Source organism: Nonomuraea sp. SYSU D8015 (assembly GCF_008065375.1).
Taxonomy (GTDB): Bacteria; Actinomycetota; Actinomycetes; order Streptosporangiales; family Streptosporangiaceae; genus Nonomuraea.
Window position 1 is genome coordinate 261,741 of sequence record NZ_VJYI01000007.1, and the last position, 18,993, is coordinate 280,733.

Sequence of the window (18,993 nt, forward strand, 5' to 3'; positions counted from 1 at the left end):
GCCGGCGCACGGTCGCTCCGCCCGTCGCGGTCCCACGGGAATGCAGCGTCAGGGTCTGCCCGCCATAAACGCGCTCATATTGCGGCGTGTTTTAACATCCGTCATTGTTGCAGATGTGCCAGTATCCCGGGCTGCGAACCGAAATTTGTCCGAAATCCTGTATAACGATGTGACCGGGGTGATTTACGGTTCGCTGGTTCAAGCCCGTGACATATTCGGCGGAGTCCACCTTCACGAGGTGGCTTCCCTGCCTCCGCCGAGCCAGCTTCCGCCACGCCCCCGCCTGGTCGATCGCGAAGCCGCCCTCGCTGAACTGCAGAGCCTCCGGGAGGCGCCGACAGATGCCCCGATCACCCTGTTGATCACAGGCTCGGCGGGAGTAGGCAAGTCTGCGCTTTCCCTGGCATGGGCGCATATGATCCGCCGACATTTCCCGGACGGGCAGTTGTACGCGGAATTGCACGGATACTCCGACGTCGCGCCGGTGTCTCCTCGGGAGGTGCTGGGCGACTTTCTTCGAGCGCTCGGCATCCCGGCGGAGCTCATCCCCGGGGACCTGGCTCAGCGCGCGGCGTTGTATCGCACGGTGACCCAGGATCAGCGGCTTCTCGTCCTGCTCGACGACGCGATGAGCGCCGCTCAGGTGCAGCCGCTGCTCCCGGCCTCACCGGCGAGCATCACCCTGGTGACCAGCAGGCATCGGCTGGCGAGCCTGCTGATGCGGGGAGCGCGCAGTGTGTACGTGGACCGCTTCGACGCCGAGGCGAGCCTCGCTCTGCTCCGCGACGCGCTAGGGAGCGAACGGCTGGAGCAGGACCGGGAGGCGGCCTCCGAACTGGTCGAGCTGTGCATGCGCCTGCCGCTGGCCCTGAGCGTCGCGGCGGCGCGCCTGGCCGCGCGTCCCAGCTGGCCGCTGCGCGAGATGGTCACCGCGTTGACCGAGGAGCAGAGAGCCCTGACGGCGTTGACGATCGGAGACGACGTGGCGTTGCACTCCGCGCTGGACCTCTCCTACCGGGCGCTCCGTCCCGACACCGCCCGGTTGTATCGGTTGCTGAGCCTCATTCCCGGAGACAGGTTCGGGGCCGATGCGACAGCCGCGCTCGCCGGCGTCTCGAGAATGGAGGCGAGACGACTGCTCGGCGAGCTGACCGACGCGAACCTGTTGACCGACATCGAGGACGGCCGTTACCGCTTTCATCATGCGCTGGTCCGGTCGCACGCCTACCAGCTGATCGAGACCGAAGACCCGGGCGAGGCGCGGGAGGCCGCCGTTGGACGCCTGCTCGCCTGGTACCTCGCCACGGCCGCGTGTGCGGAGCGGCGGCTCCGCCCGCACCGTACCGGCCTGCCTCGCGACGCCGAGCCGCGCCCTGCCGAGCTGACGGACTTCGGTGGTCCGGAGGACGCGCTCCAGTGGCTGGAGTCCGAACGCGCGAACCTGAGCGCCGCCGTCGAGATGGCACACGACCGCGGGAGGGAAGCGACCGCATGGCAGCTCGCCGACGCCATGTGGGCGCTCTTTCTTTTCATGGGGCATCACATGGAGCGCGTTGCGGTAGAGGAGACAGGGCTGGCCGCCGCCCGCTCCTGTGGTGACCGGTATGCCGAGGCGAAAATGCTGAACCGCCTGGGACTGAGCCTGAACGCCCTGGGGCGCCACGACGAGGCCGTCGCACGACTGGGTGAGGCGCTTGAGCTCTGGCGTCAGCTGGGAGAGCGGGAGAGGGAGGTGGGCACACGGCGGCGGCTCGGGCTCGTCTCCGCCGGTCGTGGCGACCATGACGCGGCCATCGCCGAGCTCACGGCGGCCATCGCCGCGTACCGTGAGCTCGGCTCCGGGCGAAACACCGCGCTCGCACTCATGGACCTCGCCGGGGTTCTCCTGGCCCGAGGCCAGGCCTTTGACGCGGTTGTTCATCTTGAACAGGCGCGTGCCCTGCTTCGCGGCGTGGACGACGCCTACAACCGGGCACGTGTGAGCATCTTTCTCGGTCACGCCCATGCCGGCGCGGGGAATCACGATGAGGCCGATCGAGAGTTGCGTACCGGACTCGAGGCGATGTCCGAGCTGGGATCTTCAGCAGGTCGTGCCGCTGCCCTGGAAGGGTTGGGCGAGCTGGCGGAGCGCACCGGTCGCCGCGACGAGGCGAGACAGAGGTACGAGAGTGCACTGGAAATACTGGGAGAGGAAGGATCGGTGGGATATATCCGGATTCGTGCCCGTCTGGAACGTCTGAAGAATTATTCGTGAATTGCGACATGATATTGGCCATCGTCCCACTGGGACGATGGCCATGATGGACTGAGTGTGCGGTTAGCCCATCATCATATGGGCCACAAGGCCCATCATCATCTCAATCACGACGAAGGTGGACAAATTGCTTTCCTCCGGCACTGTGTGTTTCACGGGATATCAGTGCTTCCCCGAGAGCAATGCCAGAGTAGTCAGGAAAGCTACGGTCCGCTACCGCTTTGGTCGATCATGCCCCAGTAGCCTTGAGCGTCTCGAGGCGTTCCCTCAGGGAGCCCGCCTCTGGCGCGCCGAGCCGCTCGAAGATCGAGAGCGCCTCTTGCCACTGCCGCTCCGCCGCCTGCCTTCCACGCGTGCACAGGAGGGCCTCGCCCAGCCCCTGACGTGAGCCGGCCTCGAGTAATGGGTCGGCGACCTCGCGAGCGAGCGCGAGCGACCGCTCGTAGGTCTCCTGGGCGAGGGTGAACTGGCCGATGTACCGCTGGGTGTCGCCGATCTTCTGGAGTGCGCGTGCCGATTCGTACGGGTCGCCTATGTCCCGGGCAATGGAAAGCGCCTTCTGAAAATGGATCAGCGCCTCGGCGTTGAGGGCCATGTCGAGATATGTCGACCCGATGTTGCTGAGTGCGTCGGCTTCGTTCCGGCGGTCACCCGTTTCCCGGTAAATCGTCAGCGCCTCGCGGTAGAAATGCAATGCCTCATCCGAGCGTCCCTCTCGCTGGAGGCAATTCGCAATGTTGTTGAGCGCCACGGCCTCGTTTTGGCGCCACCCCGTCTCGCGCAGAATGGTGAGGGCGTCCCGGAAGAGCCTGAGCGCGTTGTGATAATCACCGCGGTTGAAATGCAGCTCGCCAAGATTGTTCAGGATCATTGCCTTGGTGGCGACGTCGCCCGTCCCGTTCGCGATCTTCAGCGAGCTCTCGAAGGCCGCCACCGCCTCTTCCGCGCGCCCCAGATAGGACAGCGCGATCCCCGAATGCAGCAACGCATTGCCTTCGCCATGCGGGTCCCCCGCGGCGCGGAACAACGCGAGAGCCCTCTCCGCATATCCCAGCGCCTCCCTGTTGCGCCCAGAGAGCCAGCACACGCGGGCGAGATGATCCATTGTCTCGGCCTCGCCTCGCCGGTCGCCGAGTGCGCGGAAGACGCCGAGGCCGTTGTTCGCGTGCTCGAAGGCCACGGCGTAGTGGCCGGTGCGGCTTCGCACCAGGCTGAGCTCGAGCTCCACCCGCGCTTTCCCCACCTCGTCGTCCATCTCCTGGCAGGCGCGACGCGCGAGATCGTGAATCCGGGCGGCGTCCTCCCAGTGCGCCGACCGTTCCAGATGCGTCGCGACCACCTGCGACAGCTGAACCACATGTCTGAGAAATCCCTGCTCAGCGGAGTAGTGGACGCACATCAGCAGATTGACGCGCTCGGCTCGTAGCCAGTCCGCGGCGGAACGCGGGTCGTCAACGGGCGGTGGGTTGAGGGGCGGATGGGAAATCTCCACGTCGGGGCGGCGCCTGTGCGGGTAGAGGAGACGATCGGCCCGGTCGGCGGTGTGCAGGTAGAAGTCGAGCAACCGGCGGACGGCTCGACGCGGTTCCTCCGGGGGCTCCTCCTCGGTGGCGCGTTCTCGCGCGTACGCCCGCAGGAGATCGTGGAAGCGGATCCGCCCGGACTCAGGCTCTTCCACCAGATGCCGGTCTATCAGCTCTTCCAACGCGCGTTCGGCCCGAGCCAGATCGCACCCGATCAGCGCGGCCGCGGCACCGACGGTCAGGTCGGTGCCGACGTGCAGGCCCAGGCGGCGGAACGCCTCCCGTCGTTCGTGGGACAGTTCCCGGTACGACAGGTCGAACGCGGTGACGAGGTCGCTGTCGCCGGCGTACATCTCGGCCAGCCGGCCCTTGGAGCGCGACAGCTTCGCCACGAGGTCTCCGACACCCCGCGCCGGCCGGTGGCGGAGCTTGTTCGCCATGATGGTGACCGCGAGCGGCAGGCATCCGCAGAGACGTACGAGCCGGTTGACGTCGCCGGCGTCGAGTTGCCGCTCCTGACCGACGATCCGGCGGAAGAGCAAGGCCGCCTCAGCCGGCACGAGAGCATCCAACGAGAGCGGTCGCGCTCCCTCCAGTCCGGCCAGCCGCCGCCGACTCGTGATCAGGACCAGGCATCCGGGTCCCCCGGGAAGGAACGGCCTCACCTGATCGGCGCTGGCCGCGTCGTCGAGCACGATCAACATCCGTCGGCCGGCAAGCCGCGCCCGCCACAGCGCCGCACGCGGCTCCAGCGCCTCGGGAATGCGCTGTGGTTCCTCTCCCAGCAGCCGTAACAGGATTTCAAGACCTTCCGCGGGGTCGATCGGCGGCTGGTGGGGATCGTGCGCCCGAAGATGCAGGTACCACCGCCCGTCCGGGTACCGGTCCGCCAGTTTGTGCGCCATGTGGACGGCGAGCGCCGTCTTGCCGACGCCGGCCATCCCGTCAATGGCCTCGATCACGGCCGTCGTGGGGGAGCGATCTGCTTCTGTGTACAAGTGGTTCAGCTCCGCCTCCCGGCCGGTGAAGTCCGGGATGTCACGAGGCAGATTGCCGGCGAGCAGCCCACCGGGGGCGCGGGGGCGTGCGGGTGGCGTGGCCAGATCCCGATCGCCGTGCAGTATGCGATCGTAGGTGCCGCGGAGGGAGGGCCCTGGCTCCGCTCCCAGTTCTTCGACGAGTCGATGACTGGCCCGGTGGTAGGCCTCCAGCGCCTCCCCCTGGCGTCCGCAGCGATAGAGGGCCACCATCAAATTCTCGACGAACGACTCGTCGTAGGGATATTGGTCGACGAGTCCGTACAACTCTCCGACGAGGTCGGCGTGGCGACCCTCGTCGAGCTCCAGCGTCAGGCGCATGCCGATGGCCGCGCGATGCTCGCTTTCCAGACTGGTCCGGAACTTCGCCGCCCATTCCCCCGACAACCCGGAAAGCGGATCGCCTCGCCACAGGCTCTCGGCTTCTCGCAGCAGGCGTAGGGCGTCGTGCGGATTGCCGCTGTCCGCGATGGCCCGTGCCTGGGCGTTCAGCCGTCGAAAACGGTGGAGGTCGACTGTTTGGGGATCGACCTCCAGCACGTATGCGCCGGAGCGGGAACTCAGCCGTGCCGAGGTGTCGCCGAGCCGTCGATTAAGGCGGCCGCGTAGGCGTGCGACATAGCTGTGGACGCTCTCGCGCGCCTTTGACGGCGGCGCGTCGCCCCAGATCCGGCCGATCAGGGCATTGATGGGCACGGGCTGTCCGGGGGTCAGGAGCAGGATGGCCAGAACATAGCGTTCTTTGGCCGATCCGAGCTCACACGCCTCTCCGTCGGCCCACAACTCCACGGAGCCGAGTATTCGGAACTCCATGAATGTCCTTCCCGTGACCAAAGGACCCCCGCCGACAGTTTCCCGCAGACCCGGTAAGTGGTCCATACGCGGCGTACTCTCTGACTCTGCTGCTTCACGGTTGTTGCAAGGTTTTGTCCAGGCAAGTCGCGGACTCTCGGATTGAGCATTGAAACGGGGATTACGGCCGGGTGAAACGGCGATGCGAAACCGTGCCGTATGTGAAAGGGGGGTTCGAAAGTCCGATGTCCTGTTCAGAGGGGTACCGCGTGCCGGTAGGGCCGGATGCGCCGCGCTGGGTGACGTGCCGGATTCGGCGAACCGTGCTCGTGATCGTCCACACGGTCACGTCCGGCCAGCGTCTCCTGGACGTCGTCCGCCTTCTCGCCACCGACCTTCGCGTCCAAGTGGTCTTCACGATGGGCCCTGATGTCTTCAACAACGGGGTCGGCGAGTTCCTCGAGCGCATCGGCGGGGTGGTAATGCCTTGGCATCTGGCCGTCCGCCAGCGCTTCGACCTCGCCGTCTGCGCCGCCTACGGGGGAATCGAGGACGTCCACGCGCCGCTCCTAGTCGTGCCCCATGGCGCCGGTTACAACAAACTCGTCAGTCGTCGGCTCGCCGGTGGCGCGATGGCGGCTCGGGGCGTGTACGGGCTGAGCACTCAGGAGCTGATCCGGGACGGCATGGTGATTCCGTCGGCCATCGTGCTCGCCCACGATGCGGAACGCCGGCGGCTGGCGCGCAGCTGTCCGGAAGCCGTGGCGGTCGCCGAAATCGTCGGCGACGCCTCTCATGATCGGCTGGTTGCCAGCGCGCATGAGCGCCGCGCCTATCGCCGGGCCCTGCGCGTCCCGGACGATCGCGAGCTCGTGCTGGTGACTTCCACCTGGGGAACACGGTCCCTCTTCGGCCGGCATGCGGGGCTGCTCCAGCGGATGCTGGCCGAACTGCCTCGCGACCGTTACCGCGTGGCCGCTCTCTTCCATCCGAACATCTGGTTCGGCCACGGCGTCTGGCAGATCCGCACCTGGCTGGCCGACTGCCTGCACAATGAGCTCGCGCTGATACCGCCGGAGGCGGACTGGCGCGGTGCGCTCGTCGCCGCTGACCACGTGGTGGGCGACCACGGTTCCATCGCGGTGTACGCGGCGGTTTGCGGTGCCTCCGTCCTGCTGGTGGGCGATGCGGCAGACGAAGTGGACCCGGAGTCCGCCGGGGGACTGTTGGCCTCCGCAGGCCCTTGGCTGCGATCCGATCTGCCATTGGCCGCCCAACTGCGCGAAGCCGCCGCCCACAACCACCCAGGACGGCATGCCGCGGTCGTGGCCCGCCTCACCTCGGCCCCGGGCCGTTTCAACCTGAACATGCGACGCCTGATGTACCGCCTCATGCGGTTGCCGCAACCGCTCACGCTTCCGCGTGCCGACCCGGTCCCACCGCCCTATCTGACCGACTAGTTCTGACCGATGCCTTCGAGGAGAAGAGATGGGCAGCAAAATCGTCGTAGCCGGTGTCACCAGTCTGTACATGGCCATGCCGGTGGCGGGATTCCCGCTGCCGTACACGCCGCTGCAGTTTCCCGACTGGATGAGGGCGGAAGTCTCCGGGGCCGCCTGCCATATCGCCGACACCCTTCACGCCCTCGGCGACCAGGCTCGCCTGTGCACCTTCGTGGGCCGGGACATCGCAGGAGAGGCGATCACCGCGTCGCTGCGATCACGAGGCCTGTTGGGCCCCGGGGTGGTGAGCACGCCTTGCTCCTCGCTAGGCGTGGTACTCGTGGCTCCGAACGGACGGCGCTCCGGCCATCCCTACGTCGCAGCTGTCAACGCCGTCGAGTATCCCGTCGAGGTGTTCCGCCGCCTGGTCCATGGCGCCGATCTGACCGTACTCACCAACACGGCGTTCGTCCGGCCCTTGCTGAGGCACGCGCGCGAGCAGAGCGTGCCGATCGCTGTCGACGTCCATCTGATCACGGATGTCGACGACGCGTACAACCGACCTTGGCTGGAGGTCGCTGACATCATCTTCTGCAGTCACGAACGCCTGACCTGCCCGCCACGACAGTGGGTGGCGAAAATCTTCGCACGCTATCCGGGATGTGCGATCGCGGCCGTCGGCCTCGGCGGGCGAGGCTGCCTCATGGGATTGGCCGACGGCACCCTGGTCGAGGCCTCGGCCGTCGCGCCGCGTGGTGTGGTCAGCACGGCGGGAGCAGGAGACGCGCTCTTCGCGTCGTTCATCCACGGCTGGCTCGCCACCCAGAACCCCGTGTGGGCGCTTGAGGACGCCGTGTTGCACGCGGGGTGGAAAGTGGGCGACAGCTTTCCCGGCGCCGCCTCGCTCACAGAAGCAGAGCTGTCTCGGCTGCGAGAGAGCCACCCCGTCCCCACGGTCCTCGACCGCTGGGACACCACCGGGTGACCCCGCTCGCGTGCCGGCCGGCATGGACGCCTGTCTCATCTGAGCGCGTCCACCGGCTCCATCCCGGCCGCGCGCAGCGCGGGGTAGAGCCCGGCCAGCAGGCCGACCACGGCGCCCGCGACGGGCGCGGCGATGGCCAGGCGCACGTCGAGCAGCGGCGTCCACTGCTTGGCCGCCGACACGGCGACGATCGTGACCACGCCCAGGCTGGCGCCGATCGCGCCGCCGGTCAGCCCGATCAGCGTGGACTCCAGCAGGAACTGTGCCGCGATGTGCCGCCTGGCCGCGCCGAGCGAGCGGCGCAGGCCGATCTCGGCGACGCGCTCCATCACGGTGACGAGCGTGACGTTCGCGATGCCGACCGCGCCGACGATCAGCGAGACCAGGCCGAGGATGAGGAACAACGCGTTGACGTCCTCCTGCGCCTGGTCGCGTGCTCTGGTCGGGCCGGGCGGCGCGATCACCTGCAGCATGTCGGCGTTGGCCGGGCTGAGCGCGTCCGGGGCCTGCCGGGCGATCAGCCCGGTGGCGCCCAGGCCGGTGTTGACCAGCACCCGGGTGACGTCACGCAGCCCGAACCGCCGCCCCACGGTCGGCGGCACGATCACGGCGGTGCTCAGGTTCCGCTCGCGGCGCAGGTCGCCGAGGATGCCGATCACGGTGTACGCGTGCTCGCCGATGAAGATCGCCGGCGCCCGGTCGAGCCGGGTGATGCCGAGCATCTTGGCCGCCTGGTCGCCGATCACCGCCACCCGGTCGCGCCGCCGGATGTGCCCGTCGTCGTAGAACCTGCCCTGCACGATCCTGCCGCGCGCCGCCTCCGGCAGCCCGGTCGTGGCGGCCAGCACGGTCAGGGTCTGCGTGGTGACCCGGGTCGGGTCCACGATGTCGTTGGAGCGCACGTACAGGTTGTCCGCGTCGTCCGACTCGGACACCGCGGCCGCGGACTCGACGCCGCGCAGCCTGGTCAGCCGGTCGATCGCGGTCCACTCCACCAGCGGCGCGTTCTCCGACTCCGGCACCTCCACCGTGATGGCGGTGGCCACCAATTCGTCGAAGCGGCCGACGATCTGGTTGCCCGCCGTGGCCGCCACGCCCAGCGTCACGACCAGCGTGGTGATGCCGAGCACGGTGCCGAGCGTGGTGAGCGCCGCGCGCACGGGCCGGGCGAGGAGTCCGGCGAGCGCTTCGCCGGCCAGGTCGCGAAGGTCCATTCAGGCCTCCGCCAGCACGCCGTCGGTGATCCGCACCCGCCGCCCGGCCCGCTCGCTGACCTCCTGCTCGTGCGTGATCACCACGATCGTCAGCCCCTGCGCCCGCAGCTCGTCGAACAGGTCGAGCACCGCCTCGGTGTTGCGGCTGTCGAGGTTGCCGGTGGGCTCGTCGCACAGCAGCAGCGACGGCCCGCCCATGAGGGCCCTGGCGATGGCCGCGCGCTGGCGCTCGCCGCCCGACAGCCGGTCGGGCGGGAAGCCCGTACGGTGTGCGAGGCCGACTCGTTCCAGCGCCGCCAGGGCCCGCTCTCGCCTGCCCCTGCGCGGATGCCTGCCGTAGACCTCGGCGAGCATGACGTTCTCCACCACACTGCGGTGGGAGAGCAGGTGGAAGGACTGGAAGACGAAGCCGATGCGGCCACCGCGCAGCCGGGTCCTGGCCCCGTCCGTCAGCTTCGTGGTCTCGACGCCGTCGAGGCGGTAGGTGCCCGCGCTCGGGCGGTCCAGCAGGCCGAGCACGTTCAGCAGCGTCGACTTGCCCGAGCCGGACGGGCCGACGATCGCCACGTGCTCGCCCCGGTCCACCCGGAGCGAGACGTCGTCGAGCGCGCGTACCGGCGGCTGGGAGGGGAAGTCCTTGTCGATCCCGCGCAGCTCGATGACCGGCTCAGCCATTTCCGACCACCACCCGGTCGCCCTCCTTGAGCGCGCCGGTGACCTGGACGTTCCCGTCGGCGGTCAGGCCGGTGCGGACCTCGACGTCCCTGGTCCGGTCGGGGGCGTACTCGACGCGCACCCGCGCCCTGCCGTCCGCGCCGGTGATCACGGCGGCCACCGGCACCACGAGCACGGGCTCCTCGGTCGCCCCGACCGTCACCCGCGCCGTGACGGCTTCTCCCGCCCGCAGGCCCTTGGCCGCGGCGGGCGTGAGCAGGACCGGCTGCGCGCCGTTCGCGGGCTCCTCGGCGCCGGGCACCTTGGCCTCCGCGCCGACCGCGGTGAGCGTCGCGGGGTGCGTCCTGCCGGTGTCGAGCTCGATCTCCGCTTTCATGCCGGCGCGCAGCAGCTCCGACTCGGCCGCGTCGACCGCTCCCGTCACCATGAACGCGGAGCTCGTCACGGTGGCGACCTCGGCCTCGATCTGCTGTCCTGCCCGCACCGAGCTCTTGTGCACCCGGGCCGGCAGCTTCGGCAGGAACACCAGCTCGCCGGGCGGGATGGAGGTCCCGTACGTGCGGGCGTACTCGGCCAGCATCTCCTTGGCCGCCGCCACGTCCTTCTTGGCGTTGGCCACCTTGAGCCTGGTGGGGGAGAGCTGCCTGGCCTGGCGCAGCTGCTGCTGGGCGCCGGCCAGCGCCTCGCGCGCGGTGCGCAGGCCCTTGCGCAGCTCCGCCAGCCTGGTCTCGCGGGCCTGCCCGGCCTCTTCCATGACCCGGGCCCTGGCTTCGCGGGCCGCCGCCAGGTCCGCCTCGGCGTTGGCCACGCGCATCTCCAGCAGGCTTGTGTCGGCGGCTGGGGAGGTGGTGGGCGCGGGGGCGCCGGTGGGCTGGTTCCTCGCGGCGTTGAGCGCCTGCTCGGCCTCGGCCAGCTTCTCCTCCGCCGCCCGCACCGCCGCGTCGGCCGCCGCCAGCTTGTTCTCCTCCTCGGGCGTCAGCCGCCGCGACCCGGCCTGCGCCAGCGCCTTCTTCGCCGCCGCCAGGTCGGCCTCGGCGTTGCGGACCTTGAGCTTCAGCGGGAGCACGTCACGCCCCTGGTCGAGGGCCTTCTGCTCGGTCGCGAGCGTCTCCTGGGCCGTCTGCACGGCCTTGCGCAGCGTGTCGTACGTCTGCCGGTCGGTCAGCGTGGGCTGCTGGGCCTCGTAGCCCTTGGCCGCGTACATCCTGGTGACGGCGGCGATCGTGGCCCGGTCGAACACGCCGGAGCGCGGCGCGCCGTAGCCGAGCCTGCGGAGAGCGCGTTGCAGCTGCTCGACGTCGTCACCCTCGGCGCCGGGGGCGATCGTGCGGTGCATCGGCACCGAGCCGCGCAGCGCGAACACGGGACGGCCGTTGACCTCCATCAGCACCGCGCCTTCCCGCAGCCGGCCCTTGCGCGGCGGCCGGGTGGCGCGCTGCAGCTCGGAGGAGCCGCCGACCGCGCCGGCGAGGGTGACGGGCAGCGGCGAGCCGTACTCCAGCGTGCCGCTGACCACGACCGTGCTGGCCAGCTTGCGGCGCTCGACGGCGGCGGTGATGAGCGAGGGCCTCGGCGCGGCGCGGCGGGCCGCCTCGTCGGCGGGGGAGCGCAGCCTGGTGCTCAGCGCCCAGCCGAGTGCGGCGATGACCACGACCCCGGTGAGGACGCCGGCGAGGAGTTTGCGGGGGGACCTCATGGCGTCGTCACATGCCGAACTGGTCGTTGACCTGCTTCTGGATCGCCGACTCCTTCGGCATGTAGGCGGCGTAGAAGTCCTTGCCGCACTCCAGGTCGTCGAGGGCCGCCTCGACCTCCTTCTGCAGGTACGGTCTGGCCTGCTCGGGAGTGAGGTTCGGCGCGACGTACATCGGGATCTCGTCCTCGTTCGCCGGAGGTGTGACGTCGGGCACGTCGTCGAACTGCTCACGGCCCAGCTTGTCCTCCTGGACGAGGAACTCCTTCTGGCCGCGGCCGGACATGGCCGCCGGCGTGGTGTCGGCGATGGAGTAGCCCTTGCCCTTGAGGCACGTGGCCATGGCGGAGGCCAGCTCCACCAGCGTGGGATCGGTGTTGAGCGTGCCGTCGACGGCCTTCCTGGCGGCTTTGTTCCGCAGGGTGTAGTAGTCCCGGTCGGACTTCACCTCCAAGCCCAGCACCTGCTTGATGGACGTGCTCGTGCAGGCGTCCAACGCCTTCCGGTAGGCCCCCATCTGGGCTGAGGAGAGCGAGGACTGGATCTTCCCGTTGGGGTTGCTCACCGGATCGGCGCCCCGGCTGGCCGCTTGGGGGTAGACGTGCCGGGAGAACACCCCAAACCCATGTTTTTCCCGATATTTCTGCATGGCCTGGTAGTCGCCGGCCGCGCGCTTGTCGTCCTGGTCCGTGCCCTTGAACTCCTGCACGAACGCGACGTATTCGAAGCCCTTCTGCTTCATGCAGTCGGCCTTGGCCGCTTCGAGCTGATGCCTCTTGTCCTGGGACGGGCTCGGCGAGGGGGCGGCGCTCTCGGCGGCGCCCCCGCAGCCGGAGATCGCGGCGGCCGCCGCCACGGCCAGGAACGTGCTCCCGACCCTCATGCGAGCTCCACCCCGCCGAACAGCTGGACGACCCGCCGGCTGATCTCGTTCTGCTTCGGCATGTAGGCGGCGTAGAAGTCCTTGCCGCACTCCAGATCGTCCAGGGCCGCCCTGACCTCCTTGGCCAGGTACTGCCGGGCCGTGGCCGGTGCGAGGCGCGGTTCGATGTACTTCCCGTCGGGCAGGTCCTTCTCGGGGATGTCGTCGTTCAGTGCGATCCGCTTCTTCTGCTCCTCGAACTCCTTCCAGCCCCGGTGGCTCATGTCCACCGGCTTGACGGAGTCGACCCGGTAGCCCTTGCCCTTGAGGCAGTCGCCCATGGCGGAGGCCAGTTCGACGAGCCGGGGATCGCCGTTGAGCTCGCGGTCGAGCGTCTGCTCGATCATCTGGTTCTCCTGCTCGGCCCGGTCCTCGTCGGACTTCACGACCTTGCCGGTGACCTGCTTGACCGCCTGTGCCTTGCAGGAGGTGAGCGCCTTGTCGTAGGCGGTCTGCTGGGCCGGCGAGAGCTCGTTCTCGATCGCGAAGTTGGGGCTGTCGGTCTCGCTCCAGAGCACCTGTTTGCGGTCTGGGTGGGCGAGGAGGAAGAAGACGCCGAAGCCTTGTTCCCGGCGCTCCTTCCGCATCGCCGCGTAGTCGCCGGAGGCGGCCTTCTTCCACTCGTCGTCGATCTTCGGGTCGGGTACCCAGGCGACGTACTTGAAGCCCTTCTGCTTCATGCAGTCGGCGATGATCGACTGGATGCGTTGCGGCTGATCGGACGGCCTGCCGCTGGTCGTCTCCGGCGTGGGTCGCGCCTGCGTCGCGGAGGCACAAGCCGCCGTCCCGACGAGGCAGAGCACGGCCAGAAACAGCAGGGATCTGTTCGGCATGGCGACGACCATACTCCGTTCAACGAAGCATGGTCAATCCAGACAGTGGCGCCGCTGGCGGAAGGGCGCGAAGGCGGCGCCCAGGGTCAGCACGAGCAGCACGCCCCAGTAGGCCAGGTGTTGCCTGGTCAGGTGATCGGCGAACTCGATGAACCGGCCGGAGGCCACCAGCAGGTAGACGCCGGACGCGAGCGCCCACCGGTGGTCGCGCGCCAGGTAGCAGGCGGCCGCCGCCAGCCCGAACGCCGCCGTCTCCACGGCCATCCTGCTCAGGCTGAGCGGGAGCGCCGTCGACTCGGCCATCCAGTCGGGACCGGCCCACGCGGCCGCCGGGACGACCGCGCACCACCACCACGACCGGGTGGGCACCGGTTGCCGTCGCGAGGCGAGCACCAGGAGGCCGGTCAGGACGACCGCGTACCCGGCGGCCACCGCCGGCGGGCTGCTGTCCCCGTACAGGGGGAGGTCCGAGAGGAACGTCGGATGGACCGGCAGCAGGGTCAGGTCCAGCGGCTGCCAGCCGCCCGCAATGGCGACCGCCTTGACGCCGGTGAGGAGGGTGAGCGGGAAGGCCGCGAGCACCCGTCCGCGCAGGATCGCCAGCAGCGCGAGCGCCGAGAGCGGCGTCCAGAGCGGCAGCGTGCCCGCGTACGGCAGCAGCGCCGCCAGGTTCGCCGCCGCCACCGCCGTGACCGCCAGGTGCAGGCCGTCCGCCCACGCGCTCCCCCTGGCCTGGTGGATGACGCGGCTGCGTACGCCGCCCACGAGCAGGCCCCACGCCTCCTTGAGCGCGGGGACGGTCCGGCCCGGGTCGGCGGACTCGAGGAGGACGTCGAGGAGCTCGTCGCCGTGTGCCGCGCGGTAGGGACGCGGGTAGGCCAGCAGCAGCCGCCGGTAGCGCCGCTCCAGCGCCGACGGGGTGCGGGCCGGGCTCGCGGCGGGGCGGCTCGGCCCCGTGGTCGTCACGAGGCGGCCGGGCGCAGGACGAGGGCGGCGGCCGCCTGCATGCGCCGCGCCTCGGCCTCCACGAGGGCGCGGCCGTCGTCGGTGATCCGGAAGTAGCGCCGGTTGCGGCCGTTGACGACCTCTTCACGGTCCACCTGGATCACGCCGCGCTCGTTGAGGCGTTCCAGGATGCCGTAGAGGGTGCCGACCGACGGCTGGACCCGGCCCCCCGACAGTTCCTTGACCGCCTTGCTGATCGCGTGTCCGTGCAGCGGCTCCGCGCGCAGGGCGGCGAGCACGAAGTACATCGGCTCGCTGACTTCTGACGTTCCCCTCGGCATGGGGAAAGACAGTATTCCGTTGAACGGAGCGTCCGCAACGCCCTTTGGTGAGTTGACAGAACTCGCTTGGCGTCGAATACTCGGATCCGAGTGATAGGAGACGAGCGCTTGGATTCGAGTATTCGACGCAAGGTGTCAAACCCGCTGGGCCTGGCCGTGCTGGGGTTGCTGATGGAGGCGCCGGCGCATCCCCACGCCATGGCCGCCACCCTGCGCGAACGCGGCATGGACCGGGCGTTCAAGGTGACGACCGGCTCCCTGTACGACGTGGTGCGGGCGCTGGAACGGGCCGGATGGATCGAGGCGCAGGAGACGATCCGGGTCGGCGGCCGGCCGGAGCGGACCGTCTACCAGTACACCGAGCTGGGGCGCGAGGAGTTCACGCGGTGGGTGGACGAGCTGATCCGCGTCCCCGCCGACGAATACCCCAAGTTCCTGTCGGCGGTCAGCTACCTCGGTGCGCTCGGCCCCGACGGCGCCGTGGCGGCGCTGCGGGAGCGGGCCGGCCGGGTGCGCGCCTCGATGGAGGAGACCCGGCAGGCGCACCGCGAGGTGCTGGAGGCCGGTGAGGTGCCGCGGCTGTTCGTGGTGGAGGCCGAGTACGCGGTGCGGATGGAGGAGGCCGAGCTGGCCTGGATCGAGGAGATCGTCGACGACATCGAGGCGGGCCGCCTGACGTGGCCCGAATCCGCGATCAGCCGGGACGACGCCACTGAGGAGGCCCGATGAACACCGAGGGATCAGCGCAGGTCATGGTGGCCGGGGCGGGGCCGGCCGGGTTGATGCTGGCCGCGGAGCTCGCGCTCGCCGGCGTCGGCGTCACCGTGGTCGACCGGCTGCCGGGACGCTCGCCATACTGCCGCGGGTTCACCCTGAACGCCCGCAGCCTGGAGCTGCTGGACCGGCGCGGCATCGTCGACCGGTTCCTGGCCGAGGGCCCCACGGTGCCGTACGGCATGTTCGCCGACCCGGGCCGGCCGCTGGACCTGACCGCGATGGACACCGATCACCCGTACGTGCTCGGCATCGCCCAGACCCGGGTCGAGGAGCTCCTGGAGCTGTGGCTGGCCGAGCTGGGCGTGACGGTGTCCTGGGGGCACGAGGTGGCCGGCGTCGCGCAGGACGGCGACGGGGTCGGCGTCACCGTCCGGGCCGGCGGCGTGGACGAGCTGAGGCGGGTGGACTACCTCGCCGGCTGCGACGGCAGCCGCAGCACCGTGCGCAAGCTCGCCGGGATCGGCTTTCCCGGCACGCCCGCCGCCACGTACGGGCTGCTCGCGGACGTGGAGATGGCCGACCCCGCCGACCTGCCGTTCGGGATGACCGAGGGCGAGCACGGCACCGTGTTCGTCATCCCGCGACCCGGTTACGTGCGGATCGTGCTCGACGAGCCGGAGCCGCCCGCCGACCGCGACGAGCCGGTCCGGCTCGCCTACTTCCAGCAGGTGCTGGACCACGTGCTCGGCCGCTCGGTGCGGCTTCGCGAGCCGCGCTGGCTCACGAGGTTCTCGGACGCGGCCAGGCAGGCGGATCGGTACGTGGCCGGCCGCGTCGTGCTGGCCGGGGACGCCGCGCACATCCATCCGCCGGCGGGGGCCGTGGGCGTGAACGTGGCCCTGGCGGACGCGGTCAACCTCGGCTGGAAGCTGGCGGCCACCGTGCTCGGGCACGCGCCGGACGGCCTGCTGGACAGCTATCACCGGGAACGGCACGAGGCGGGGGCCCGCGTGCTGCGGACCACGCGCGCGCTGGCCGTGCTCGGGCGTCGCGATCCCGCCCTCGATCCGCTACGGGACCTGCTCGGCGAGCTCACCGAGCTGGCTCCGGTCGGCAAACATCTCGCCGAGCTCTTGGCCGGGGTGAGCACCCGCTACGACCCGGGGATCCCCGGTGGTCATCCATGGCTGGGCAGGCTCACACCCAATCTGAAACTGGTCCTCGGCGACCGGCACACCAGTGTCGCCGAGCTGCTCAGAGCCGCCCGTCCGGTGCTGCTCGAGCTCGGCGACCGGCCCCTGGCGTCACACGTGGCCGGCGGGGTGGACGCCTACCGGGCCCGTTGTCCCGAGCGGCCCGACCTCGAAGGACTGCTGATCCGTCCCGACGGGCACACCGCGTGGGTCTCCACCACGGCCGGCCCGCAGCCCGCCGGCACCCTGGCCGCCGCCTCGGCCACCTGGTTCGGCCGGGCTCGGCACGAGCGGTGAAGCGGCCTGTCTAACGGCCCTGGTAGTCCTCGCGGGCGGACATGACCTGGGGCATGCGGTCCTCGACCCAGGTGATGAGGGGGAGCAGATGCTCGGCGGCCTCGCGGCCGAGCGGGGTGAGGCTGTATTCCACGCGGGGCGGGATCGTGTGCTCGGCCTCCCGGAGCACCATGCCGTCGCGTTCCAGGGCCTGGAGGGTCTGGGACAGCATCTTCTCGCTGACCCCGTCGACCCGGCGGCGCAGTGCGTTGAAGCGATAGGGCCCCTCGTACAGGGCCGCCAGCGCCAGGATCGCCCAGCGGCCGGTGATCGTCTCCAGCACCGTGCGGGAGGTGCACTTACGCGAGAAGACGTCGGCTACCAGGGTCTCGAAATCCTCCTCCATGGGTGCTACTGTACGCGGTCGCAGCACTTTCTGATAGAAAGCACTAACTACACCATCAGCACTGAGAGGAAGTAATCATGATCGTCGTCATGGGAGCCAGTGGGCACCTGGGCCGGCTCGTGGTCGAAGAGCTGAAGAAGCGGGTCCCCGCCGCGGAGATCGTCGCGGCGGCGCGTACCACCGAAAAGGCCGCCGACCTCGGCGTCGAGGTGCGTGAGGCCGACTACGACCGGCCCGAGACGATCAAGAGCGCACTGCAGGACGCCACCAAGGTCCTGCTGATCTCGGGCCTCGACCCGCACCGGGCGCAGCAGCACGCCGCGGTCGTGGACGCGGCCAAGGAGGCCGGGGCCGCGCTCGTCTACACCAGCGCGCCCAAGGCCGACACCACCGAGGCCGCGCTCGCCGCCGACCACAGGACGACCGAGGAGCACATCAAGGCGTCCGGCGTCACGTACACGATCCTGCGCAACAACTGGTACCACGAGAACTACGAGCAGTCGATCACCATGGCTCCCCAGCTCGGCGCCGTGTACGGCGCCGCCGGCGACGGCCGGATCGCCTCGGCCTCCCGCGCCGACTACGCCGCCGCCACGGCCGCCGTGCTCGCCGGTGACGGCCACGAGGGCAAGGTCTACGAGCTGAGCGGTGACACCGCCTGGACCCTCGCCGAGCTGGCCGCCGCGATCTCCGAGGTCACCGGCAAGGAGATCGCCTACCAGGACCTGCCTAAGGACGATTACGCGGGCGTCCTGGCCGGCGCCGGCGTCCCCGCCCCGTACGCCGGTGTCCTGGCGGACGTGGACGTCCAGATCTCCCGCGGCTGGCTCGCCGACACCCCGGGCACGCTGCGCGACCTCGCCGGCCGCCCGACCCAGCCCATCGGCGAGTACGTCCGCTCCCTGATCGGTTAGACCTCCGCGGCCGTGGACCGGCCGGTGGCCGTCTCACCTGGTCGTCGCATCAGGGAGAAGACACCGGCCAGCTGGGTGAGGGCGGCGGCCACGACGACGACCGTGATCGCGTGCGGTTGCCACGAGGGCAGCGCCTCGCTGAAGCCGGACTGGTCGTCGTACAGCACCTTGGTGCCCAACGGGTTGAACCACCAGGCTTCCAGCAGGGCGAGGAAGTAGACGACGGTCATGAAGCCGCACATCGCCGTCGCCTGGGGGCGCAACGCCAGCACCAGGGCGGGCACGCCCAGGAGAGCCGTGTTGAAGAGGGTCGCGGCGCGGGCGTCGGCGGCCACGTAGTCGACGCCGGTCTCGTTCCAGGCGATCTGCGCGATCACAAGATTGATCACGGCGTACGCCGCGACGAACGCGGGGGCCAGCCTGAGCGGCGCCGCGCTCCGGCGGCGTGCCGCGCCAGGAATGGACCGAGCCACCAGGACCAGCGCCGTGGCCTGCGCGAATCCCGCGAGCAGGAGCATGCCGGCGAGCGTGGTCAGATAGCCGGCCGGAGCCGCCATCTCCGGGTCGAACGGCATCCCGGCCAGCAGCAGGAAGGCCGCGATCAGCGCGATGCGGGCGGCGGCGAAGCCTCCGTAGCCGGCGACCGCCGCCTGAACCATGGGCTCGTTCGTGAGCACCGGGATGAACGGCAGCCGCCGGTGGGTCATGACGGCCGCGACGGCCAGCGCCGCCACGATCACCAGGCCGTTCGGGAGCGCCGACCACATGAGCGCGGTCGCGATGCGTGTTCGCCCTGACGTATGGCTCATGTCAGGTTTGATGAGGAGGCGA

16 protein-coding genes are annotated in these 18,993 nt (G+C 69.9%); 6 read left to right on the top strand and 10 right to left on the bottom strand.

The genetic code is table 11. The features are described 5' to 3' along the window. Positions 1 to 145 precede the first annotated feature (145 nt). On the top strand, positions 146 to 2,254 hold the full coding sequence (locus ID574_RS29175; protein ID WP_188192164.1) for an ATP-binding protein: 2,109 nt from the start codon (positions 146 to 148) through the stop codon (positions 2,252 to 2,254). A gap of 229 nt (positions 2,255 to 2,483) precedes the next feature. Here ID574_RS29175 and ID574_RS29180 read toward each other — a convergent pair whose 3' ends face one another. Further along, complete coding sequence (locus ID574_RS29180; protein WP_188192165.1) at positions 2,484 to 5,627, bottom strand: AfsR/SARP family transcriptional regulator; 3,144 nt, start codon at positions 5,625 to 5,627, stop codon at positions 2,484 to 2,486. 302 nt (positions 5,628 to 5,929) lie between these two features. Between ID574_RS29180 and ID574_RS29185 the strand changes: the two genes are divergently transcribed. Further along, positions 5,930 to 7,066, top strand: coding sequence for a hypothetical protein (locus ID574_RS29185; RefSeq protein ID WP_223167185.1), 1,137 nt, complete (start codon positions 5,930 to 5,932; stop codon positions 7,064 to 7,066). Positions 7,067 to 7,136: 70 nt separating this feature from the next. Next, a complete protein-coding gene (locus ID574_RS29190) occupies positions 7,137 to 8,033 on the top strand; it encodes a carbohydrate kinase family protein (RefSeq protein WP_223167186.1) in 897 nt (298 codons plus the stop codon). A gap of 35 nt (positions 8,034 to 8,068) precedes the next feature. Here ID574_RS29190 and ID574_RS29195 read toward each other — a convergent pair whose 3' ends face one another. Genes ID574_RS29195 through ID574_RS29225 form a run of 7 tightly spaced genes read right to left on the bottom strand, consistent with a single transcriptional unit; the run spans position 8,069 to position 14,656 of the window. Beyond that, the gene (locus tag ID574_RS29195) at positions 8,069 to 9,247 is read right to left on the bottom strand and encodes an ABC transporter permease (protein WP_188192168.1); all 1,179 of its coding nucleotides are present in this window, start codon (positions 9,245 to 9,247) and stop codon (positions 8,069 to 8,071) included. Then, positions 9,248 to 9,922: an ABC transporter ATP-binding protein gene (locus tag ID574_RS29200; protein ID WP_188192169.1), complete on the bottom strand. Its 675-nt coding sequence runs from the start codon at positions 9,920 to 9,922 to the stop codon at positions 9,248 to 9,250. Further along, complete coding sequence (locus tag ID574_RS29205) at positions 9,915 to 11,618, bottom strand: peptidoglycan-binding protein (RefSeq protein WP_188192170.1); 1,704 nt, start codon at positions 11,616 to 11,618, stop codon at positions 9,915 to 9,917. Before ID574_RS29205 ends, ID574_RS29200 begins: the two co-directional genes overlap by 8 nt. Before the next feature lie 7 nt (positions 11,619 to 11,625). Beyond that, positions 11,626 to 12,498, bottom strand: a complete 873-nt coding sequence (locus ID574_RS29210) for a hypothetical protein (RefSeq protein ID WP_188192171.1) — start codon at positions 12,496 to 12,498, stop codon at positions 11,626 to 11,628. Beyond that, the gene (locus ID574_RS29215) at positions 12,495 to 13,370 is read right to left on the bottom strand and encodes a hypothetical protein (protein WP_188192172.1); all 876 of its coding nucleotides are present in this window, start codon (positions 13,368 to 13,370) and stop codon (positions 12,495 to 12,497) included. The genes ID574_RS29210 and ID574_RS29215 overlap by 4 nt, the downstream gene beginning before the upstream one ends. A 33-nt stretch (positions 13,371 to 13,403) precedes the next feature. Then, positions 13,404 to 14,336 carry a hypothetical protein gene (locus ID574_RS29220; RefSeq protein ID WP_188192173.1) on the bottom strand — a complete coding sequence of 311 codons (933 nt, stop codon included), beginning with the start codon at positions 14,334 to 14,336 and terminating at the stop codon, positions 13,404 to 13,406. Then, positions 14,333 to 14,656, bottom strand: coding sequence for a PadR family transcriptional regulator (locus ID574_RS29225; RefSeq protein WP_188192174.1), 324 nt, complete (start codon positions 14,654 to 14,656; stop codon positions 14,333 to 14,335). Before ID574_RS29225 ends, ID574_RS29220 begins: the two co-directional genes overlap by 4 nt. A gap of 132 nt (positions 14,657 to 14,788) precedes the next feature. Here ID574_RS29225 and ID574_RS29230 point away from each other — a divergent pair, with 132 nt between their 5' ends. Both ID574_RS29230 and ID574_RS29235 read left to right on the top strand, forming a co-directional pair. Then, entirely contained in the window at positions 14,789 to 15,385 is a 597-nt protein-coding gene (locus ID574_RS29230; RefSeq protein ID WP_223167187.1) for a PadR family transcriptional regulator, read from the top strand. Next, positions 15,382 to 16,863 (top strand): FAD-dependent monooxygenase, encoded by a 1,482-nt coding sequence (locus tag ID574_RS29235; protein ID WP_188192175.1) that lies wholly within the window; start codon positions 15,382 to 15,384, stop codon positions 16,861 to 16,863. The genes ID574_RS29230 and ID574_RS29235 overlap by 4 nt, the downstream gene beginning before the upstream one ends. A gap of 10 nt (positions 16,864 to 16,873) precedes the next feature. On the opposite strand, the gene ID574_RS29240 is transcribed toward ID574_RS29235, so the two are convergent. Then, positions 16,874 to 17,248 (bottom strand): winged helix-turn-helix transcriptional regulator, encoded by a 375-nt coding sequence (locus ID574_RS29240; RefSeq protein WP_188192176.1) that lies wholly within the window; start codon positions 17,246 to 17,248, stop codon positions 16,874 to 16,876. A gap of 77 nt (positions 17,249 to 17,325) precedes the next feature. Between ID574_RS29240 and ID574_RS29245 the strand changes: the two genes are divergently transcribed. After that, a complete protein-coding gene (locus tag ID574_RS29245; RefSeq protein ID WP_188192177.1) occupies positions 17,326 to 18,162 on the top strand; it encodes an SDR family oxidoreductase in 837 nt (278 codons plus the stop codon). Here the strand turns inward: ID574_RS29245 and ID574_RS29250 are convergent. Next, positions 18,159 to 18,971, bottom strand: a complete 813-nt coding sequence (locus ID574_RS29250) for a hypothetical protein (RefSeq protein WP_188192178.1) — start codon at positions 18,969 to 18,971, stop codon at positions 18,159 to 18,161. The two genes, ID574_RS29245 and ID574_RS29250, sit on opposite strands and share 4 nt — an antisense overlap. Between the last annotated feature and the right edge of the window lie 22 nt (positions 18,972 to 18,993).

Coding starts and splice junctions, on each gene's coding strand:
- ID574_RS29180 (WP_188192165.1), bottom strand. CDS start 5,627: ATGGAGTTCCGAATACTCGGCTCCGTGGAGTTGTGGGCCGACGGAGAG.
- ID574_RS29190 (WP_223167186.1), top strand. CDS start 7,137: ATGGCCATGCCGGTGGCGGGATTCCCGCTGCCGTACACGCCGCTGCAG.
- ID574_RS29195 (WP_188192168.1), bottom strand. CDS start 9,247: ATGGACCTTCGCGACCTGGCCGGCGAAGCGCTCGCCGGACTCCTCGCC.
- ID574_RS29200 (WP_188192169.1), bottom strand. CDS start 9,922: ATGGCTGAGCCGGTCATCGAGCTGCGCGGGATCGACAAGGACTTCCCC.
- ID574_RS29205 (WP_188192170.1), bottom strand. CDS start 11,618: ATGAGGTCCCCCCGCAAACTCCTCGCCGGCGTCCTCACCGGGGTCGTG.
- ID574_RS29210 (WP_188192171.1), bottom strand. CDS start 12,498: ATGAGGGTCGGGAGCACGTTCCTGGCCGTGGCGGCGGCCGCCGCGATC.
- ID574_RS29215 (WP_188192172.1), bottom strand. CDS start 13,370: ATGCCGAACAGATCCCTGCTGTTTCTGGCCGTGCTCTGCCTCGTCGGG.
- ID574_RS29225 (WP_188192174.1), bottom strand. CDS start 14,656: ATGCCGAGGGGAACGTCAGAAGTCAGCGAGCCGATGTACTTCGTGCTC.
- ID574_RS29235 (WP_188192175.1), top strand. CDS start 15,382: ATGAACACCGAGGGATCAGCGCAGGTCATGGTGGCCGGGGCGGGGCCG.
- ID574_RS29240 (WP_188192176.1), bottom strand. CDS start 17,248: ATGGAGGAGGATTTCGAGACCCTGGTAGCCGACGTCTTCTCGCGTAAG.
- ID574_RS29245 (WP_188192177.1), top strand. CDS start 17,326: ATGATCGTCGTCATGGGAGCCAGTGGGCACCTGGGCCGGCTCGTGGTC.
- ID574_RS29250 (WP_188192178.1), bottom strand. CDS start 18,971: ATGAGCCATACGTCAGGGCGAACACGCATCGCGACCGCGCTCATGTGG.